Origin of the sequence: Nocardia concava NBRC 100430, from assembly GCF_000308815.1 — a bacterium.
Taxonomy (GTDB): Bacteria; Actinomycetota; Actinomycetes; order Mycobacteriales; family Mycobacteriaceae; genus Nocardia; species Nocardia concava.
In genome coordinates this window covers 69,227-84,735 of the sequence record NZ_BAFX01000150.1, presented here as the reverse complement: position 1 = coordinate 84,735, position 15,509 = coordinate 69,227, and the positions used below count along the sequence as shown (strand labels likewise).

At 66.6% G+C, this 15,509-nt stretch carries 15 protein-coding genes; 5 read left to right on the top strand and 10 right to left on the bottom strand.

Translation table 11 applies throughout. The features are described from left to right. Positions 1-71 precede the first annotated feature (71 nt). From ON43_RS34890 to ON43_RS34880, 3 genes are all read right to left on the bottom strand, one after another. Positions 72-1,577: a DUF4185 domain-containing protein gene (locus tag ON43_RS34890; protein ID WP_051179646.1), complete on the bottom strand. Its 1,506-nt coding sequence runs from the start codon at positions 1,575-1,577 to the stop codon at positions 72-74. An 81-nt stretch (positions 1,578-1,658) separates the two neighbouring features. Further along, entirely contained in the window at positions 1,659-3,002 is a 1,344-nt protein-coding gene (locus ON43_RS34885) for an MFS transporter (protein ID WP_040814441.1), read from the bottom strand. Then, positions 2,999-3,466, bottom strand: coding sequence for an NUDIX hydrolase (locus ON43_RS34880; protein WP_040814439.1), 468 nt, complete (start codon positions 3,464-3,466; stop codon positions 2,999-3,001). The genes ON43_RS34885 and ON43_RS34880 overlap by 4 nt, the downstream gene beginning before the upstream one ends. Positions 3,467-3,735: 269 nt before the next feature. On the opposite strand from ON43_RS34880, the gene ON43_RS34875 reads away from it, so the two are divergent. Together ON43_RS34875 and ON43_RS34870 are read left to right on the top strand one after the other, a co-directional pair. Then, complete coding sequence (locus ON43_RS34875; protein WP_040814437.1) at positions 3,736-4,509, top strand: pirin family protein; 774 nt, start codon at positions 3,736-3,738, stop codon at positions 4,507-4,509. Positions 4,510-4,518: 9 nt separating this feature from the next. Then, positions 4,519-5,016: a DUF4190 domain-containing protein gene (locus ON43_RS34870; RefSeq protein ID WP_040814435.1), complete on the top strand. Its 498-nt coding sequence runs from the start codon at positions 4,519-4,521 to the stop codon at positions 5,014-5,016. On the opposite strand, the gene ON43_RS34865 is transcribed toward ON43_RS34870, so the two are convergent. Further along, the gene (locus ON43_RS34865; RefSeq protein WP_040814433.1) at positions 5,006-5,479 is read right to left on the bottom strand and encodes a hypothetical protein; all 474 of its coding nucleotides are present in this window, start codon (positions 5,477-5,479) and stop codon (positions 5,006-5,008) included. The genes ON43_RS34870 and ON43_RS34865 overlap by 11 nt on opposite strands. A gap of 90 nt (positions 5,480-5,569) precedes the next feature. Between ON43_RS34865 and ON43_RS34860 the strand changes: the two genes are divergently transcribed. From ON43_RS34860 to ON43_RS34850, 3 genes are all read left to right on the top strand, one after another. Beyond that, positions 5,570-6,436 (top strand): Scr1 family TA system antitoxin-like transcriptional regulator, encoded by an 867-nt coding sequence (locus tag ON43_RS34860; protein WP_040814431.1) that lies wholly within the window; start codon positions 5,570-5,572, stop codon positions 6,434-6,436. A gap of 16 nt (positions 6,437-6,452) precedes the next feature. After that, positions 6,453-6,833 carry a DUF397 domain-containing protein gene (locus tag ON43_RS34855; RefSeq protein WP_040814535.1) on the top strand — a complete coding sequence of 127 codons (381 nt, stop codon included), beginning with the start codon at positions 6,453-6,455 and terminating at the stop codon, positions 6,831-6,833. A gap of 94 nt (positions 6,834-6,927) precedes the next feature. After that, entirely contained in the window at positions 6,928-8,907 is a 1,980-nt protein-coding gene (locus ON43_RS34850; RefSeq protein ID WP_373283521.1) for a M13 family metallopeptidase, read from the top strand. A 3-nt stretch (positions 8,908-8,910) separates the two neighbouring features. Here ON43_RS34850 and ON43_RS34845 read toward each other — a convergent pair whose 3' ends face one another. The 6 genes from ON43_RS34845 to ON43_RS34820 form a co-directional block, all read right to left on the bottom strand. After that, positions 8,911-10,104, bottom strand: a complete 1,194-nt coding sequence (locus ON43_RS34845; RefSeq protein WP_040814429.1) for an alginate lyase family protein — start codon at positions 10,102-10,104, stop codon at positions 8,911-8,913. After that, on the bottom strand, positions 10,076-11,155 hold the full coding sequence (locus ON43_RS34840) for an ABC transporter ATP-binding protein (RefSeq protein WP_040814427.1): 1,080 nt from the start codon (positions 11,153-11,155) through the stop codon (positions 10,076-10,078). The genes ON43_RS34845 and ON43_RS34840 overlap by 29 nt, the downstream gene beginning before the upstream one ends. Positions 11,156-11,199: 44 nt before the next feature. Further along, on the bottom strand, positions 11,200-12,546 hold the full coding sequence (locus tag ON43_RS34835) for an ABC transporter substrate-binding protein (protein ID WP_040814531.1): 1,347 nt from the start codon (positions 12,544-12,546) through the stop codon (positions 11,200-11,202). A 34-nt stretch (positions 12,547-12,580) separates the two neighbouring features. Further along, a complete protein-coding gene (locus tag ON43_RS34830; protein ID WP_083913980.1) occupies positions 12,581-13,372 on the bottom strand; it encodes a carbohydrate ABC transporter permease in 792 nt (263 codons plus the stop codon). Between the two features lie 53 nt (positions 13,373-13,425). After that, complete coding sequence (locus ON43_RS34825) at positions 13,426-14,355, bottom strand: carbohydrate ABC transporter permease (RefSeq protein WP_040814425.1); 930 nt, start codon at positions 14,353-14,355, stop codon at positions 13,426-13,428. 240 nt (positions 14,356-14,595) lie between these two features. Continuing rightward, entirely contained in the window at positions 14,596-15,498 is a 903-nt protein-coding gene (locus ON43_RS34820; RefSeq protein ID WP_040814423.1) for a L,D-transpeptidase, read from the bottom strand. Between the last annotated feature and the right edge of the window lie 11 nt (positions 15,499-15,509).

Genomic DNA, 15,509 nt, shown 5'->3' with positions numbered 1-15,509 from the left:
GCGGCAGCATCCCGGTAGCGATCTTGGCGTGTCGGCGGCGGGGTGTGACCGAGCCGATACGTCGGCACCCGCTATTTCAGGGTCGCGTGCATGAGATAGACGTTGTAGCTGTTCCAGGCCGAGATGGTGAAGTACAGGTCCTTCCCGGTGGACCAGGGGTGGATGAACCCGCCGTACGCGGTGGGATAGTCGTCGGTGCCGAGCAGCGGCACCGGTTCGGTCCAGGACCCCTGCGGTTCGGCGGCGGTGCGCAGCACGATCTGCCCGCGCGTCACGTCCAGGTAGACCATCTGCCACTGCCCACTGGACTCGTCGTAGCGCACCGACAGTTCACTCGCCGTGCCGGACACCAGTGGCGTGGCGAGCAATTCGTTGGCCCCCTCGGCCGGGACCCAGTTGCCGTCGATCCAGTACTGGTAGGCCGACTTGTTCAGTACCTGCGCGGCGGGCACCCGGGCCAGCCCGATGACGCCGAGCCGCCCGTTGGGCGTGCCGAACATGTACACGTAGTCGCCGTGCGGAACCATGGTCGCGACCTGGAACCGCCCGACGCCGAACAGGTTGTCCCAGCGCGCCCACTGCGATTTTGTCCAGGTGCGGCCGTTGTCGTCGGACCATGCGATGCCGCCGAGATTCGTCCACCACATGCCCGGAATGCGGCTCCAGTGATTGACCGACATATAGGTCAGATACTGGCGGTCACCGATCGCGAATCCGGAGGTCGGGATGGTGGTGGTCTCGAAGTTCTTGACCTTGCGGGAGTCCAGGATCTCCGCGGCGTGGCAGCGGCTGTTCTGCACGAAGTCGTCGAGGACCAGGCCCTGCGACAGATCCCGATTGCTGCTGTAGGCGATGGTGTTGCTGCGCCAATCCTGTTGATCCGTACCGGCTCCCCCGGCCTGCCAGCCCTTGCCGAAGGTATCGCCGAACACCACCGCGACCTGTCCGGGCTTGGTCTCCCACAGCAGTCCGAGATCGGTGCCGTCGACCGACCAACGGGTATCGGTCCGGTTCACCGACCCGTGCCCGGTCACCTGATTGACGAGCTCGACAGCGTCCACCTGGCGCGGAGCCACCGGTGCGGCGACGGGTGCGGGCGCGGCGGGCTGGGGATCCGGGGTCGGCGCCGCCTGCGGTTCCGGCGGTTCCCCGCCCGGGATCGGAATCGGAATGGGTTCGGGCTCGGGCGCGATCTCGATTCGAGGCAGCGACACACTCCCGCCGCCGGGCTGGTTCGCGGGCGTCGGCGCGGCGGTGTCGCGGACATCCGGGCACGGGCTGGCGCACGGGTCCGACGGCAGCGCGACCGAATCGACCCGGGTGGCATCGGGTTTCGGGCCGGGCACCGGAACCGTCACGAGCTGCGGCACCGGGATCGGGATCTTGATGGTCGTATCCGCCTGCGGCTGCGGCGAAGCCGGATTCGACTGCCGGGCCAGCGGATCGAATCCCGTTTCGCCACAGCTGTTCACCGGCGCAGGCGCCCACGGATGGGTGGGAGCGGCCGAGGCGGGTGCGCTCGGCACCGTGACCGCGCCCAGGGTCACCACACCCGAAAGGATCAGCAGCGCTGGGATTTCGGAGGGACGAACGAAGGGTCGACGGCGAAATCCCCTGCGGTGCCCGATGAATCCCACTTGGGCACTGTATCGGGTCGGCTATTGCCCCGCTCGACGCCGGGAGTTCGCCGCAATGGCCACGATTCCGGCCGCGTAGACCGCAGCCGCCGCCATCACCACCGCCGGTGAACGCCCGTCGGTGGGAATCAGCAGCGCCGTGCCCGCCAGCGCCAGCACGAAGGTGATGTTGAAAACGGTGTCCTGCAGGGCGAATACCTGTCCGCGGTGGGCATCGTCGATATCGATCTGCATGGCCGCGTCACCGGTCAGCTTGATCACCTGCCCCGCCAGTCCGAGCAGGAAGGCCGCCGCCAGCAGCAGTATCTCGGCCCAGCGCTCGGCGTCTCCGGTGGCGATGGTGATGGGCGTGACCAGCACCAGCTGCACCGCGATGGCGGTCACCAGGCAGCTCACCACCGTGCGCGGGCGACCCAGCCGCGGGATCAGCAGCGGGGCGACCACGGCCGCGGTCAGCATGCCCGCCCCGGTCGCGGTGATGGCCGCGCTGAACTTCGCCAGGTGCGTCCCGACCGCCGCCTCGTCGCCGCGCCGCAGCACCAGCACCATGAGCAGCGTGTCCGCGCCGAAGACGATGCGGTGCGCGCCGATTCCCGCGAAGGTCGTGGTCACCTCGCGCGAGTGCCAGGCCGCGGTCGCGCCCTCGCGCAGGCCCGCGGCGATGGCCCGCACGGTGGTGCGCTCGGCCGGCCCGCCATCGTCCCCGATGCGTTCGGGTCCCAGGACACCCGGCCGGAATCCGGCCACCGCCAGCCCGCCCACCACCGATCCGATGGCGCTGACGGCCGCGGCCACCGCCGAGGCGGCATCGCCCGCGCCGATCAGTCCGATGATCGAGAAGGCCAGGCCCGCGCCCAGAATCGCGCACCCGGAGGCCACGGTGGCCAGCACCGAGTTCATCGGCACCAGCCAGCGCTGGGACAGCACCCGGGGCAGCGACGCGGACACGCCCGCGCCCACGAACCGGCTCACCCCCACCACGGCCAGCGCGCCCAGCAGCAGCGGGGTAGCCCGGATCCCGGCGGCCAGGCCGGCGGCCGTCAGCAGGATGAACACCGCCCGGAGTCCGTTGGCGACCAGCAGCACCCGGCGGCGGTCCCAGCGGTCGAGCAGCGCGCCCGCATACGGCCCGATGATCGAGTACGGCAGCAGCAGCGCCGCGAAACCGCCCGCGATGGCCAGCGGGTCGGTCTGGCGTTCGGGATTGAACAGGATGGCGCCCGACAGCGCGGCCTGGAACATGCCGTCGCCGAACTGCCCGGCCAGTCGGACCGCGGTCAGCCGCAGGGTGCCGGGGTTCTCGCGCAATCCGGTGCGGGCCGCCGCGAGCCGCTCGCGTAGGCCGGTCGGTGCGGGGGTGGTCACCGGGCCGGGTGCGTGGTCACCAGCGCGAAGACGGCCGCGCGCATATCGTCGGCCATGGGTAGGTTGTCGACGGTGTCGGCGTCGATCCACTGGTAGCGGTCGTGTTCGCTCGGATCCAGCCGGATCTCGCCGTCCTCGGCCTCGACCACGAAGCTGTATTTGCGGACCCGGGACTTGGTGCGGGTGGCGTAGTCGAAGCCGCCGAGCACGTCGGTAATGCGCACGACCCGCAGCGCGGTCTCCTCGAACAGCTCCCGAACCACGCACTCGGCGAAGGACTCCCCCGGTTCCACGCCGCCGCCGGGCAGTTCCCACATGCCCTGGTGCGATCCCTCGACACGCCGCACGACCAGCAGCTTTCCGGCCCGGAACACGGCCACGCCCACGACGAAGTGGACGATTCCCTCGCTCTGGGCCTGCAGCCGCAGCTCGCGTTCGATGCCCGCGAGTACCTCGGGTCGCATCCCCCTGCTCTCCCTCCCGTTTCGCTTGCGGCACATCATGATACGGTCGCCGACCTGGGCCCACCGGGCGCCGCGTGCGCCGGGCGCCGGGTCATTATTGTCGCCGTCCGTTTGCCCGCGCCCGCCGTCCGGGGCGAATGGCCTGGTCGGCAGCCGACGGAGCGACGGTGCTCCCACGCTAGACTATTTACCTGGAGTTCAGCGCGAGGCATGGATTGTGCCCCTACCCTGGAACCCGATCGGTGCTCGCCGGTGAGAGGAGTACGGCGGTGTCCACCCTCACGACACCACACATCGATATCCATCGTGGCGGCGACCGCATGAAAACCCGTGTGGCGTGGCTGGATTCGAAGCATTCGTTCTCGTTCGGAGAACACTACGATCCCGACAACACCCATCACGGCCTGCTGCTGGTGAACAATGAGGACATCGTCCTGCCCGGTGAGGGTTTCGAGACCCATCCGCATCGGGATATGGAAATCGTCACCTGGGTGCTGAGCGGCAGCCTGGTGCACCAGGATTCGCTGGGGCACAACGGCGTCATCTATCCGGGCCTAGCCCAGCGAATGAGCGCGGGCACCGGCATTCTGCATTCGGAGAAGAACGATTCCTGGCGTATCAGCGCCGCGCCGGAACATCAGGAGCCGGTGCATTTCGTTCAGATGTGGGTGGTGCCGGACGATTCCGGGCTGACGCCGGGCTATCAGCAGCTGGAGGTCGACGACGAACTGGCCGGCGGCGGCCTGGTCACGGTCGCCTCGGGGCTGCCCCGCTACCGCGACCGCACGGCCATCGAGATCGCCAGCAGCCACTCGGCCATGCATGTGGCCCGGCTGCCCGGCGAGGGCGCCGAGGTGCGTTTGCCGGAGGCTCCCTACCTGCACGTCTTCATCGCGCGCGGCGAGGTGGAGATGGAGGGCGCGGGCACCCTGTACGAGGGTGACGCGGTCCGGCTGGCCCGCAGCGGCGGTCAGCGCGTCACCGCCAACCTGCCGTCGGAGATTCTGGTGTGGGAGATGCACGCCCGGCTCGGCGGCCAATAGCATCGACACATGAACCAGTACCCGCCACCGGGGCAGTACGGCCAACCTGGTCCTTACGGTCAGCAACCGCCGCCGGGCAGCTATCCGCCGCCCGGCGGGCAGCAGTACTGGCAGGAATCGCCGCAGCGCAAGGGCATGGCGATCACCGCCATGATCTTCGGCATCCTGGCCGTGCTCACCTTCTGGACGGTGTTCGTCGGCGTCGTGTGTGGTCTCGTCGCGCTCGTCCTGGGTGCGATCGCCATGGTGAAGGCTCGCCGGGGCAGCACCGGCGGGTTCGGGATGGCGTTGACGGGTGTGATCACCGGTCTCATCGCGATCATCGGCAGCTGCATTGTCGGCGCTTTCCTGTGGATCTTCTTCAAGGACACCGGCGGCACCGATCTGATCGACTGCCTCGAGAAGGCGGGCAACGACCAGTCCAAGGTCCAGCAGTGCCAGGACGAGTTCAACAGGCGCGTGGAGGACAAGTTCAGCGTCACTTTGACGCCTCGGCCTACCCGGTAACGGGTCGGCACTCGCGGGTAGCCGCGACCACTTCGGCCAGTTCGGGGCGAAAGTCCCCTTCCGGCGGGTGAATCCACGCGCGGTAGCCGCTGTGCTCGTCCGACGGCGACGGCAGCACGATGTGGCTACCGGGCAGTGCCACCGCGGCACAATCCCTGAAAAGGTCTGAGAACAAGGCGGAGTCGAGGTACGAGTCGTCGGTCGGACCGGTCAGGAACGTCCATCGCCCCGAGCGCGGATGGGCGATGACGGGCCCGCAGCGGCCCTGTGCCACGAGGTGGTCGCGGACGCGCCGTCCCAGGTCGGTGGGCATGGTGACGGCCCCGACGGCCCCGACCTCCAACATGATTCGGCCCATGGTCGAGTCCACCACGCCGTACAGGCCGTGTTCCTTGCGGTAGCGTCGGCACCGGGCCAGCGCTTCCTGGGTGTCGGTATATGAGGACGGGTCCAGCGCGCTCATGGCGAACCTCCTGCTACCGACCCTAAGCCCGAGTAATCGCTATGACAATAGTCACACGCCCGCGAGTTGCGGGGCGTAGCATCCGTCCTCATGGCACCCGTCTCCCCTACCGTCGCCCGGTGGGAGCTGGTCTTGCGGCTGCGCGAATTGCGCGAGCAGCGCGGCTTCGACTCGGCGACCTTCGCCAAGCGCGTCGGCTTCACCCCGGCCAACTGGTCGCATGTGGAGAAGGGCCGGCGCGTGCTCACCGCCACCACCATCGGCCCGGTGCTGGAGCTGCTCGAGGTGGAGGGCGAGGAGCGCGAGGAGCTGCTCGAACTGCTGGTGCTGAGCAAGGAGCGCGGCTGGTGGGCCAAGTCCTCGGCGCTGATCGGGCCTGAGCTGCAACGGTATTACGGCATGGAGCTGGGCGCGGAGAGCATTCGCAGCTACGACAGCCTGGTGGTGCCCGGGCTGTTGCAGACCGAGGAATACGCGCGGGCGCTCATCAGCGCCGACGTCATGATCCGCCCGGTACAGGTGGAACAGCTTGTGGCCGTGCGGTTGCGGAGGCAGGAGCGGTTGCGCGGTGATGATCGGGTGGAGCTCACCGCGGTGATCGGCGAGGCCACCCTCCTGCAACAGATCGGCGGCCCGAAAGTATTGCGCGGGCAACTCGAACACCTGGCAATGCTGCTGGACGAACTGGATTCCATTTCGGTACGGGTGATTCCGTTCACCGCGACCCGGGGCGCACTGCTGGGCGGCTCGAGTTTTCATCTGCTGGATTTCTCTTCCGAGAATTTGCCCACCTTCACCTGGGTGGAGAGCGCGGTTTTCGGTGGGGCGGTGGAAGATCCGGAGCAGATTCGCGATCTGCGGTTCGCATTTGTGCGCGCACTCGACCAATCTCTCGGTCGCGCAGAATCTTTGGAGATGATCAAACGCTATTCGCAAGGGCAGGAAACGCATGCGTAACGGTAAAATGCTGCCCATGCAAACCACCGCGAAGTATCAGCCGGAATCCACCGGCTGGTTCACGTCGTCTCGTACCAATAACGGAAATCAGTGCGTGGAGGTTCGATTCGACGGTGATGCGGTGCTCATCCGCGACAGCAAGTACCGGCGCAATCCGGAACATCGCCTTGACGACGAGCCCATCATCACCGTCACCGTGGCCGAATGGATGACATTCCTGGCCGCTGTGCAGGGCCGCCATAACCACCGCACTGCGCTCATCGCGGAGACCGGTGCGGACGGCCACACCTCCCTCCGGCACGGAGCGATCACCCTGATCTACACCCCGGGCGAATGGCGCGCCTTCGTCGCCGGGGTCCGGGACGGAGAATTCGACCGAGTCCCCGTCGACGCCTGAGCCCTGAGCCATTGCGTTCACTGATCGTGAACGCACCTGGTGCGAAGTTCACACAGCCCGGCCGTGTGCCTCCGGAGTGGGCATACTGGGCATCGTGACTTCGCAGCTGACTCCCTCCGGTATCGACCTGTCCTTCCGTGACGCGGACGTGCGGGTGCAGGACGACCTGTTCGCGCACGTCAACGGGAAATGGCTGGACAGTTACGAGATACCGGCCGACCGCGCGGTCGACGGTGCCTTCCGCACGCTCTACGACCAGGCGGAACTGGACGTGCAGAAGATCATCCAGGACGCCTCGGCCTCCGGCGCCGCCCCGGGCAGCGATGAGCGCAAGATCGGCGACCTCTACAACAGCTTCATGGCCGCCGACGCCATCGAGGCCGCGGGCCTGACCCCGATCGCCGAGGAGCTGGCCGCGGTGGCCGCCGTGGCCGACCGGGCGGGCCTCGCCGCGCTCATCGGCAGCCTGCAGCGCACCGGCGTGGGCGGCGCGCTGGCCTTCTACGTCGACACCGACGACAAGAACTCCACCCGCTACCTGGTGCACGCCACCCAGTCCGGCATCGGCCTGCCCGACGAGTCGTACTACCACAAGGACGAATACGCGGAGATCCGCGAGAAGTACGTCGCCCACATCCGCCGCATGTTCGAGCTGGCCGGGCTGGATTACGACGCGCAGCGGGTCTTCGACCTGGAGGCCAAGCTGGCCGCGGGCCACTGGGATGTGGTGCGCCGCCGCGACGCCGAATTGAGCTACAACCTCACCACTTTCGACGCTCTGGTCACCGAGCACCCGGAATTCGACTGGACCGCCTGGACTTCCGCGCTGGCCGCGGGCCTGGACCGCTCGGGCGCCGAGCTGTTCGCGGAACTGGTGGTGCGCCAGCCGGATTACGTGCGCACCTTCGCACAGACGTGGGCGGCGGAATCCCTGGACGACTGGAAGGCGTGGACCGCCTGGCGGGTGGTGAAGGCCCGCGCGCCGTTCCTGACCGCCGATCTGGTCGAGGCCAACTTCGACTTCTACGGCCGCACCCTGACCGGTGCGCAGGAGAATCGCGAGCGCTGGAAGCGCGGCGTCTCCCTGGTGCAGGATCTGCTGGGCGAGGCCGTCGGCAAGCTGTATGTGGCGCGGCACTTCCCGCCGGAGGCCAAGGCCCGCATGGTCGAGCTGGTGGAGAACCTGCAGGAGGCCTACCGCCGCAATATCTCCCGGCTGGAGTGGATGGGCCCGGACACCCGGCAGGCCGCACTGGCCAAGCTGGAGAAGTTCACCCCCAAGATCGGTTACCCGGACGAGTGGCGCGACTACTCCGCCGTCACCATCGACCCGGCCGATGTGGTGGGCAACTACCGCCGCGGTTATGCCGCCGAGCACGACCGCGACCTGAACAAGCTGGGCGGCCCGGTCGATCGCGGCGAATGGTTCATGACCCCGCAGACCGTGAACGCCTACTACAACCCGGGCATGAACGAGATCGTCTTCCCCGCGGCCATTCTGCAGCCCCCGTTCTTCGACATGAACGCCGACGACGCCGCCAACTACGGCGGTATCGGCGCGGTCATCGGCCACGAGATCGGCCACGGCTTCGACGATCAGGGCTCCAAGTACGACGGCGACGGCAATATGGTCGACTGGTGGACCGAGTCGGACCGCACCGAATTCGGCAAGCGCACCAAGGCGCTGATCGCCCAGTACAACCGGTTCTCCCCCAAGGACCTGTCCGACGACCACACCGTCAACGGCGAATTCACCATCGGCGAGAACATCGGCGACCTGGGCGGCCTTTCGATCGCCCTGGAGGCCTACAAGATCGCCATGGAGGGCAAGGAATCCCCCGTCCTCGACGACCTCACCGGCCTGCAGCGCGTCTTCTTCGGCTGGGCCCAGGTATGGCGCACCAAGGCCCGCACCGAGGAGGCCATCCGCCGCCTCGCCGTCGACCCCCACTCCCCGCCGGAGTTCCGTTGCAATGGGGTGGTTCGCAATCTGGACAGCTTCCACGATGCGTTCGACGTGAAGCCCGGCGACGACCTCTACCTGGACCCCACCGAGCGCGTGAAGATCTGGTAGCGGTCAGGCGGGATTGCGCGCGTGGGTCAGGGTCTCCCACAGGCTGAACATGAGCACGCCCTCCGGGCGCAGCTGATCGGTCAGTCGCTGGGTTTCGGGTAGATCCTGACCCATCCGGTCGTGCAGCGCGTTCAGTGCGACCTCGGTGATGGGGCCGAGCTTCTTGTCGAACTTCCCGCCGCAGATGTCGGCCGGAAGCGGTTCGCCCAGTTGGTATCTGGAGTGGAACTCGAACGCGGCCCGGAGCCGATCGCCGACCTGCGGGTACAGGTCCTGATTCTGGATACGACTGGTTTCGGCGATATGGGCGATGCTCGAGAGGCCATATCCGGTGTGCTCGAAGTCGCGGCAGGTCTCCTGCGCCAGACCGTCCACGAAGGTGGACTGGTTCTGCCAGTACTTGATGACGGCCTCGGGCGTGCGCAGATCGCTGCGCGCCGACACCTTCGGCATCGACCCGTCCGAGGACAGGTAGATATAGGCGGGTACCCGGTCCAGGTACATGCCGATGGCCTTGTCCCAGGTGGGCCGGTCCTCGGTGTAGACGGCGATGCCGAGGGTCGCTTCGAGCTCGACGAGCTCCCAGTTGCCGTTGGACTGCGAACCGTTGATCACCTTGGGCAGGTAGACGTTTCGCAGCATGTCGCCGAAGCGACCGGCACCGGGCCAGTCGTGGCTGTATCGAATGATCTCCGCCGCCCGGGTCCAGATGGACGCCGCCCAGCCGCTCTGGATCGGCGCATTGGAATTGGTGTGGTCGGTAACGGTGCCGGACCAGGCGTCCATGATCTCGATCGCCTTGTCCGCGTAGCGATTGTCACCGGTCAGGTACCAGGCCAGCGCGTCGGTGTAGGCCGAGACCGCGTCCTTGCGTTCGTCGGTGCAACCGTTGTCGGGCTTCGAATACGACCCGCAATCGACCACGGCCCGCGGCACGGGCGCGTGATCCAAAGCGGCATAAGGACTTCCGATCAACTGATCGAATGCGCCCTTCCACGGCTGTGCACCGGCCGCCACCTGCTGCTTGGCGAAGTCGAGCTGGGCCCGCGAGACCAGCACGCCCGGGTGCGCGAACAACAGGGGCGCGGCTCCGCCCGGCGGCGCGGCGAGGGTGACGGCGGGCAGGAGCGCCACCGCGGCCGCGGCCGCGATCGCGCCCAGCGCCCGACTAGCGAAGGCGCTCTTCGGTTTCGGCATCGAAGAAGAACAATTCATCCTGTTTGGGAGTCAAGTACAGGCGGTCGCCGAGCGCTACTCGGAAGCGGCGGTCGACGCGGGCCACGACCCGGCCGGAGCGGCTGGACCATTCGTCGGCGATGCCGTGAGAGTAGAGGAATGATTCCGCGCCGAGTTCCTCGAGGAGCTCCACCTCGACGGGGAGGGCATTGGCCGGATCGGTGGTGACCTCCCAGGATTCCGGGCGGATGCCGACGACGACGTTCTTGCCATCGATTGTGTGCGGCACCGGGATTCGCAGGTCGTTGAGCACGGCCTCGCCCTCGCGCACCGGAGCGGTCAGCAGGTTCATGCCCGGGGAGCCGATGAATCCGGCCACGAAGGTATTGACCGGATCGGCGTAAAGGTCACGGGGAGCGGCGATCTGCTGCAGCTTGCCGTCCTTCATGACCGCCACCCGGTGGCCCATGGTCATGGCCTCGACCTGGTCGTGGGTGACGTAGACCGTGGTGGTGCCCAGCCGCTTCTGCAGCGCCGCGATCTGCGAGCGGGTCGAAACCCGCAGTTTCGCATCGAGATTCGACAGCGGCTCGTCCATGCAGAACACCTGCGGGCGGCGCACGATGGCCCGGCCCATGGCCACGCGCTGGCGCTGACCGCCGGACAGGCGTGCCGGCTTGCGGTCGAGCAGGTCCTCGAGCTCCAGCATGGCCGCCGCCTCCTTGACGCGAACCATGGTGTCGGCCTTGTTCATTCCGGCATTGCGCAGCGCGAAGCCCATGTTCTCGGCCACGGTCATGTTCGGGTAGAGGGCGTAGCTCTGGAACACCATGGCCACATCGCGCGAGCGCGGCGGCAGGCCGGTCACATCGAGTCCGCCGATGCGGATGTGCCCGGCCGTCACCGCCTCGAGACCCGCCAGCATGCGCAGACTGGTGGACTTGCCGCAGCCGGAAGGCCCGACCAGCACCAGGAATTCGCCGTCGGCGATGTCCAGGTTCAGGTCTTCGACCGCCGGACCGGGCGCACCCGGGTAGGTGAGGGAAACTCCCTCGAACTGCACAGTCGCCATGCTGGCGTGTCTCCTCTATCCGCTCTTACTTGGGCAGCCCGCTCTTATTTGGGCAGTTTGGGCGTGATCTGCCGGTCGATGATGGTCTGCAGCTGGCTCGAGATATCGGCGAAAGTGGCTGCCGTATCCGCGTTCTGCAGGCCGATCTTCTCCAGGCCGGTGCCGATGATCTGGTCGCCGCCGGGCACGAACACGCGCGCGTAGTTCTGCGGCTTGGTCAGCGCGAGCTGGTCGATCGCGGTCTTCGAGTTCGGGTTCTTGGTCAGGAAGTCCTGCTCGCTGGGGTCGTTCACCGCCGACTTGCGCACCGGCATGTACCCGGTGGCCTGCGAGAAGTACGCGGTATTGGCCGCATTGGTGATGAAGTCGATGAACTTGAGCGCGTTCTCCTTGCGCGCGTCGCTGATCCGCGACGGAATCGCCAGGCCCGCACCGCCGGTGGTGGCGCCCGCGCCGTTCGGGTGCGGCAGGAACCCGGTGCCGAATTCGACCTTGCCCGCGGCATTGGTCTTGATGCTCTTGAGGTCACCGGTGGAGCCGATGGCGGAGGCGATGATGCCGTTGCCGAAGTCGACCGCGTAGGTGGGCCGGATGGCCGCGTACTTCTTGTTGTTGATGGAGTCGCGCAGGTAGTTTCCGGCCTTGATGGTGGCCGGGTCGGTGAACTTCAGCTTCCACTCGTCGGAGTAGGCGCCGCCGAAGGTCCAGCACGGACCCTGGAAGGTCCAGGCCAGGTAGTTCTTGGCGTCACCCCAGCCGTGCGCCCACTTGTCGCCGCCGCCCATCACGCTCTGGATCTTGGGGCCCCACTCGTCGAACTCGTCCCAGCTGTTCGGGGTGCGGTCGGGCAGTCCGGCCTTGGACCACAGATCCTTGTTGTAGTAGAAGATCTGGGTCGAGCGCGAGTACGGCAGCGCCCAGGTCTTGCCGTTGAACTTGTAGTCGCCGACGAAGGTGTCCACGTAGTCGGACACGTTCACCCCGGCCGAGGAGAAATGGCTGTCCAGCGGCTCGATGGTGCCGTTGAGCGCGTAGTTGAACCACCACACGTCGGACAGGATCACCACGTCGGGCAGCTCGCCGCCGGACAGGGCCGCGTTGAACTTGGTCGCGACCTCTTCGTAGTTCTTGCCCGCGTCGACCAGATTGACCTTCAGATCCGGGTACTTGGCCTGGAACCGGTTGATCAGCTCGGTCTCCTGGTCCTTGGAGGTGCCGGGGTGGTTGGACCAGAAGGTGATCGTCTTGGAATCACCGCCCTGGGTGCCGCCACCACCGGAACCGGCACAGGCCGTCAGCGCGACCGCGCCCGCGGCCGCACCGGCGAGGCCGAGAAACCCGCGGCGCGACAGCGCGGAACGGTGCCTCTGAGAAGCGCGAGAATCGGACACGGGAATCTCCTTCTGGGACTTCATTTTCGGACGCTCAGCCCTTGACCGCACCGGAGGTGAGGCCCTTGATCATCTGGCGCTGGAGCACCAGAAAGACGATGAGAATGGGAAGCATGGTCAGGATGACCCCGGCCATGACCGGACCCCAGTTGGTGACACTGGGGTTCTCGGTGTTCTGCAGCAGGGTGAGGCCGACCGGCAGCGTGGCCACCCGCGCGTCATCTGCCATCAGGAACGGCCACAGGTATTCGTTCCACTCGTTCACCAGTGTGACCACCGCGAACGCCACCATGGTCGGCCCGGACATGGGCAGCACCACCCGGGTCAGCAGCCGCCACCAGCCCGCGCCGTCCATGCGCGCGGCCTCGATGACCTCACTGGGCAGCGACAGGAAGTGATTGCGCATGAGGAAGGTGCCGAAGGCGACGCCGCAGAGCGGAAGAATGATGCCCGCGAACGTGTTTCGCAGTCCGGCCTGAGCCATCAGCGCGTAGTTGGAGATGATGGTGATCTGGTTGGGCACCATGAGCGCCGCGATGATCGTCAGGAACAGCACGTTCTTGTACGGGAAGCGCAGGAACACCAGCCCGTAGGCGCTGAGCACGCCCAGCACGAACTTCACCGTCGACACCACGGCGGTCACGATGATCGAGTTCCGCAGGAACTGCCAGAACGGCAGCACGGTGGTGGCGTCGTGGTAGTTCGAGCCCAGCCAGTGCTTGGGCCAGTAACTGACCGGCTGCGAGTAGACCTCCGCGTGCTCCATGAACGAGCGGGTCAGGATGTAGTACAGCGGGACGCCGACGATGATCAGCACGCACAGCATGGCCGCGTAGCCGAAGAGCTTCGCCCACAGCTCCCGATTCAGATTGAGCCGGTTCACTTCTCGTCCCCTCGGTCCATCATGCGCACCTGTACGACGGTGACCAGCAGCAGCACCAGGAACATGATGGTGGCGACCGCGGCTCCGTAACCGGCGCGCTGGTTGACCCAGGACTCGCGATAGACCTGGTAGATCATGGTGGTGGTGCCGGTGCCGATGGGCCCGCCGCGGGTCATCACATTGATGAGGTCGAAGACCTGCAACGAGTTGAGCAGCACCGTGATCGACAGGAAGTAGGTGGTCGGCCGCAGCTGCGGCAGCAGCACCCGGGTGAAGGTGGTCCAGCGGCTCGCGCCGTCGATCTCGGCGGCCTCCATGAGATCGGTCCGAACCCCTTGCAGCGCCGCCAGATAGATGACGAAGCTGTAGCCGAGGTTCTTCCAGATGTAGGTCACCGTGATCATGAACAGCGCCCAGTGCGGTTCCTGCGCGAAGTCGGGCGAGTGGATGCCCAAGCGCTGCAGGATATCCGGGATCAATCCGAAGCCGGGATCGAAGATGAACTGGAAGCCCACGCCGATGGCCGCGCCGGAGATGACGTAGGGCGCGAAGATCGCCGAGCGAACCACATTGCGCCCGAACAGCTTGCGATCCAGCAGCATGGCCAGCGCCAGGCCCAGGACCATGCTGCCCAGCACGGCGGCGACCGTGAAGACCACGGTATTGCCGACGATCTGCCAGGTGTCGTCGCGCTGGAACCACTCGGTGTAGTTGTCGAAACCGATGTAGTTCAGGCTGGTCGCGGAGATGTTCCAGTCCGTGAACGACAGGCGAATGTTGTCGGCCAGCGGCCGATAGACGAAGACGCCCAACAGAATCAGGTTCGGCGCCACCAGAATGACGAAGAGCGCATAGTCCTGCCAGGGTCTGCTTCGCCACCCGCGCCCGGGGGGCTGCGGGAGTACTCGTTCGGGCCAACTTCGCACCCGCGCAGCCTTGCGTCTGAGAGCAAATGTCTGGTTAATGAAAGATGCAGAGCCGCTTAACTGTCGGTCGGCACGCGCCACCGTCTGTTCATCGGTCACACCTTCGGGCGGCGCGGACATGGGCCGAATCGTACGATTGCCCAGTTGGTTTCGTGACCAAAATCATCTGAACGGTTAGCCAACAGAAAGAGCGAGGGCCCCGCTCGGATGAGCGAGGCCCTCGAAATCAAAGCTGGAACGTCAGTTCCAATCGCCCCAGCCGTCGCCGGTCGACAGGGTGCCGATCGAGTTCTTGACGACGACCGGGTCGCCCTTCTTCACGTTCTCCTGGAACCACTTGGCGTCCTCGGTGGAGACGTTCAGGCAGCCGTGCGAGGTATCCGAGACGCCCTGCTGTGCAACGCTCCACGGGGCGGCGTGCACGAAGATGCCGCTGTTGGACATGCGGGTGGCGTACTCGACCTCGAGCTTGTAGCCCTGCGGGTCGGTGATCGGGACACCATAGGTGGACGAGTCCATGATCATCTTGCGGTTCTTCTCGCTGACGATGTAGGTCCCGTTCGGGGTCTCGTGCCCCTTCTTGCCCATCGAGGTGGGCATGGTCTTCACGACCTCGCCGTTGCGGGTGATGGTGATCTGGTGGGTGGCGTCGTCGGCGGTGGCGATGAACTCCTCGCCGATCTCGTAGGCCACCTTGGTGTCGCCCGCCTGCACGGTCACCTTGGACCCGGCCGGCCAGAACTCCTCCGGCCGCCAGCGCACCTGCTTGTCGCCCATCCAGTAGAAGTGGCCGTTCACCTTGTTGGTGGAGGTGATGCGGATCGACTTCTCGGCGCCGGCGTGATCGCTGACCGGGTCCTTGAAGTTGATGATGACCGGCATGGCCACGCCGACCACGTCCCCGTCGCCGGGGCTGATGTTCGGGGCCGCGAAGGGGGCCGGCGGAATCGGCGCCTTGGCGTTCGGATCGGTGGGCAGCGAGCCCGGCTCGGGCTGCGGCATGACGGCGGAGGGCACGCCCGGGATATCCGGGCCGCCCGGCCATAGCGGAGTCGCTGACGCCGGCGCCGCCACCACTGCTCCGGTCGCCGCGATGGCGGCGAGGGCGATCAGTCCCGTTCTCCGATAGCGGGTATGGCGCACAGCTTTGGTCC

Coding starts and splice junctions, on each gene's coding strand:
- ON43_RS34830 (WP_083913980.1), bottom strand. CDS start 13,372: ATGCTGTGCGTGCTGATCATCGTCGGCGTCCCGCTGTACTACATCCTG.
- ON43_RS34865 (WP_040814433.1), bottom strand. CDS start 5,479: ATGAGCGCGCTGGACCCGTCCTCATATACCGACACCCAGGAAGCGCTG.
- ON43_RS34870 (WP_040814435.1), top strand. CDS start 4,519: ATGAACCAGTACCCGCCACCGGGGCAGTACGGCCAACCTGGTCCTTAC.
- ON43_RS34855 (WP_040814535.1), top strand. CDS start 6,453: ATGCAAACCACCGCGAAGTATCAGCCGGAATCCACCGGCTGGTTCACG.
- ON43_RS34840 (WP_040814427.1), bottom strand. CDS start 11,155: ATGGCGACTGTGCAGTTCGAGGGAGTTTCCCTCACCTACCCGGGTGCG.
- ON43_RS34845 (WP_040814429.1), bottom strand. CDS start 10,104: ATGCCGAAACCGAAGAGCGCCTTCGCTAGTCGGGCGCTGGGCGCGATC.
- ON43_RS34860 (WP_040814431.1), top strand. CDS start 5,570: ATGGCACCCGTCTCCCCTACCGTCGCCCGGTGGGAGCTGGTCTTGCGG.
- ON43_RS34880 (WP_040814439.1), bottom strand. CDS start 3,466: ATGCGACCCGAGGTACTCGCGGGCATCGAACGCGAGCTGCGGCTGCAG.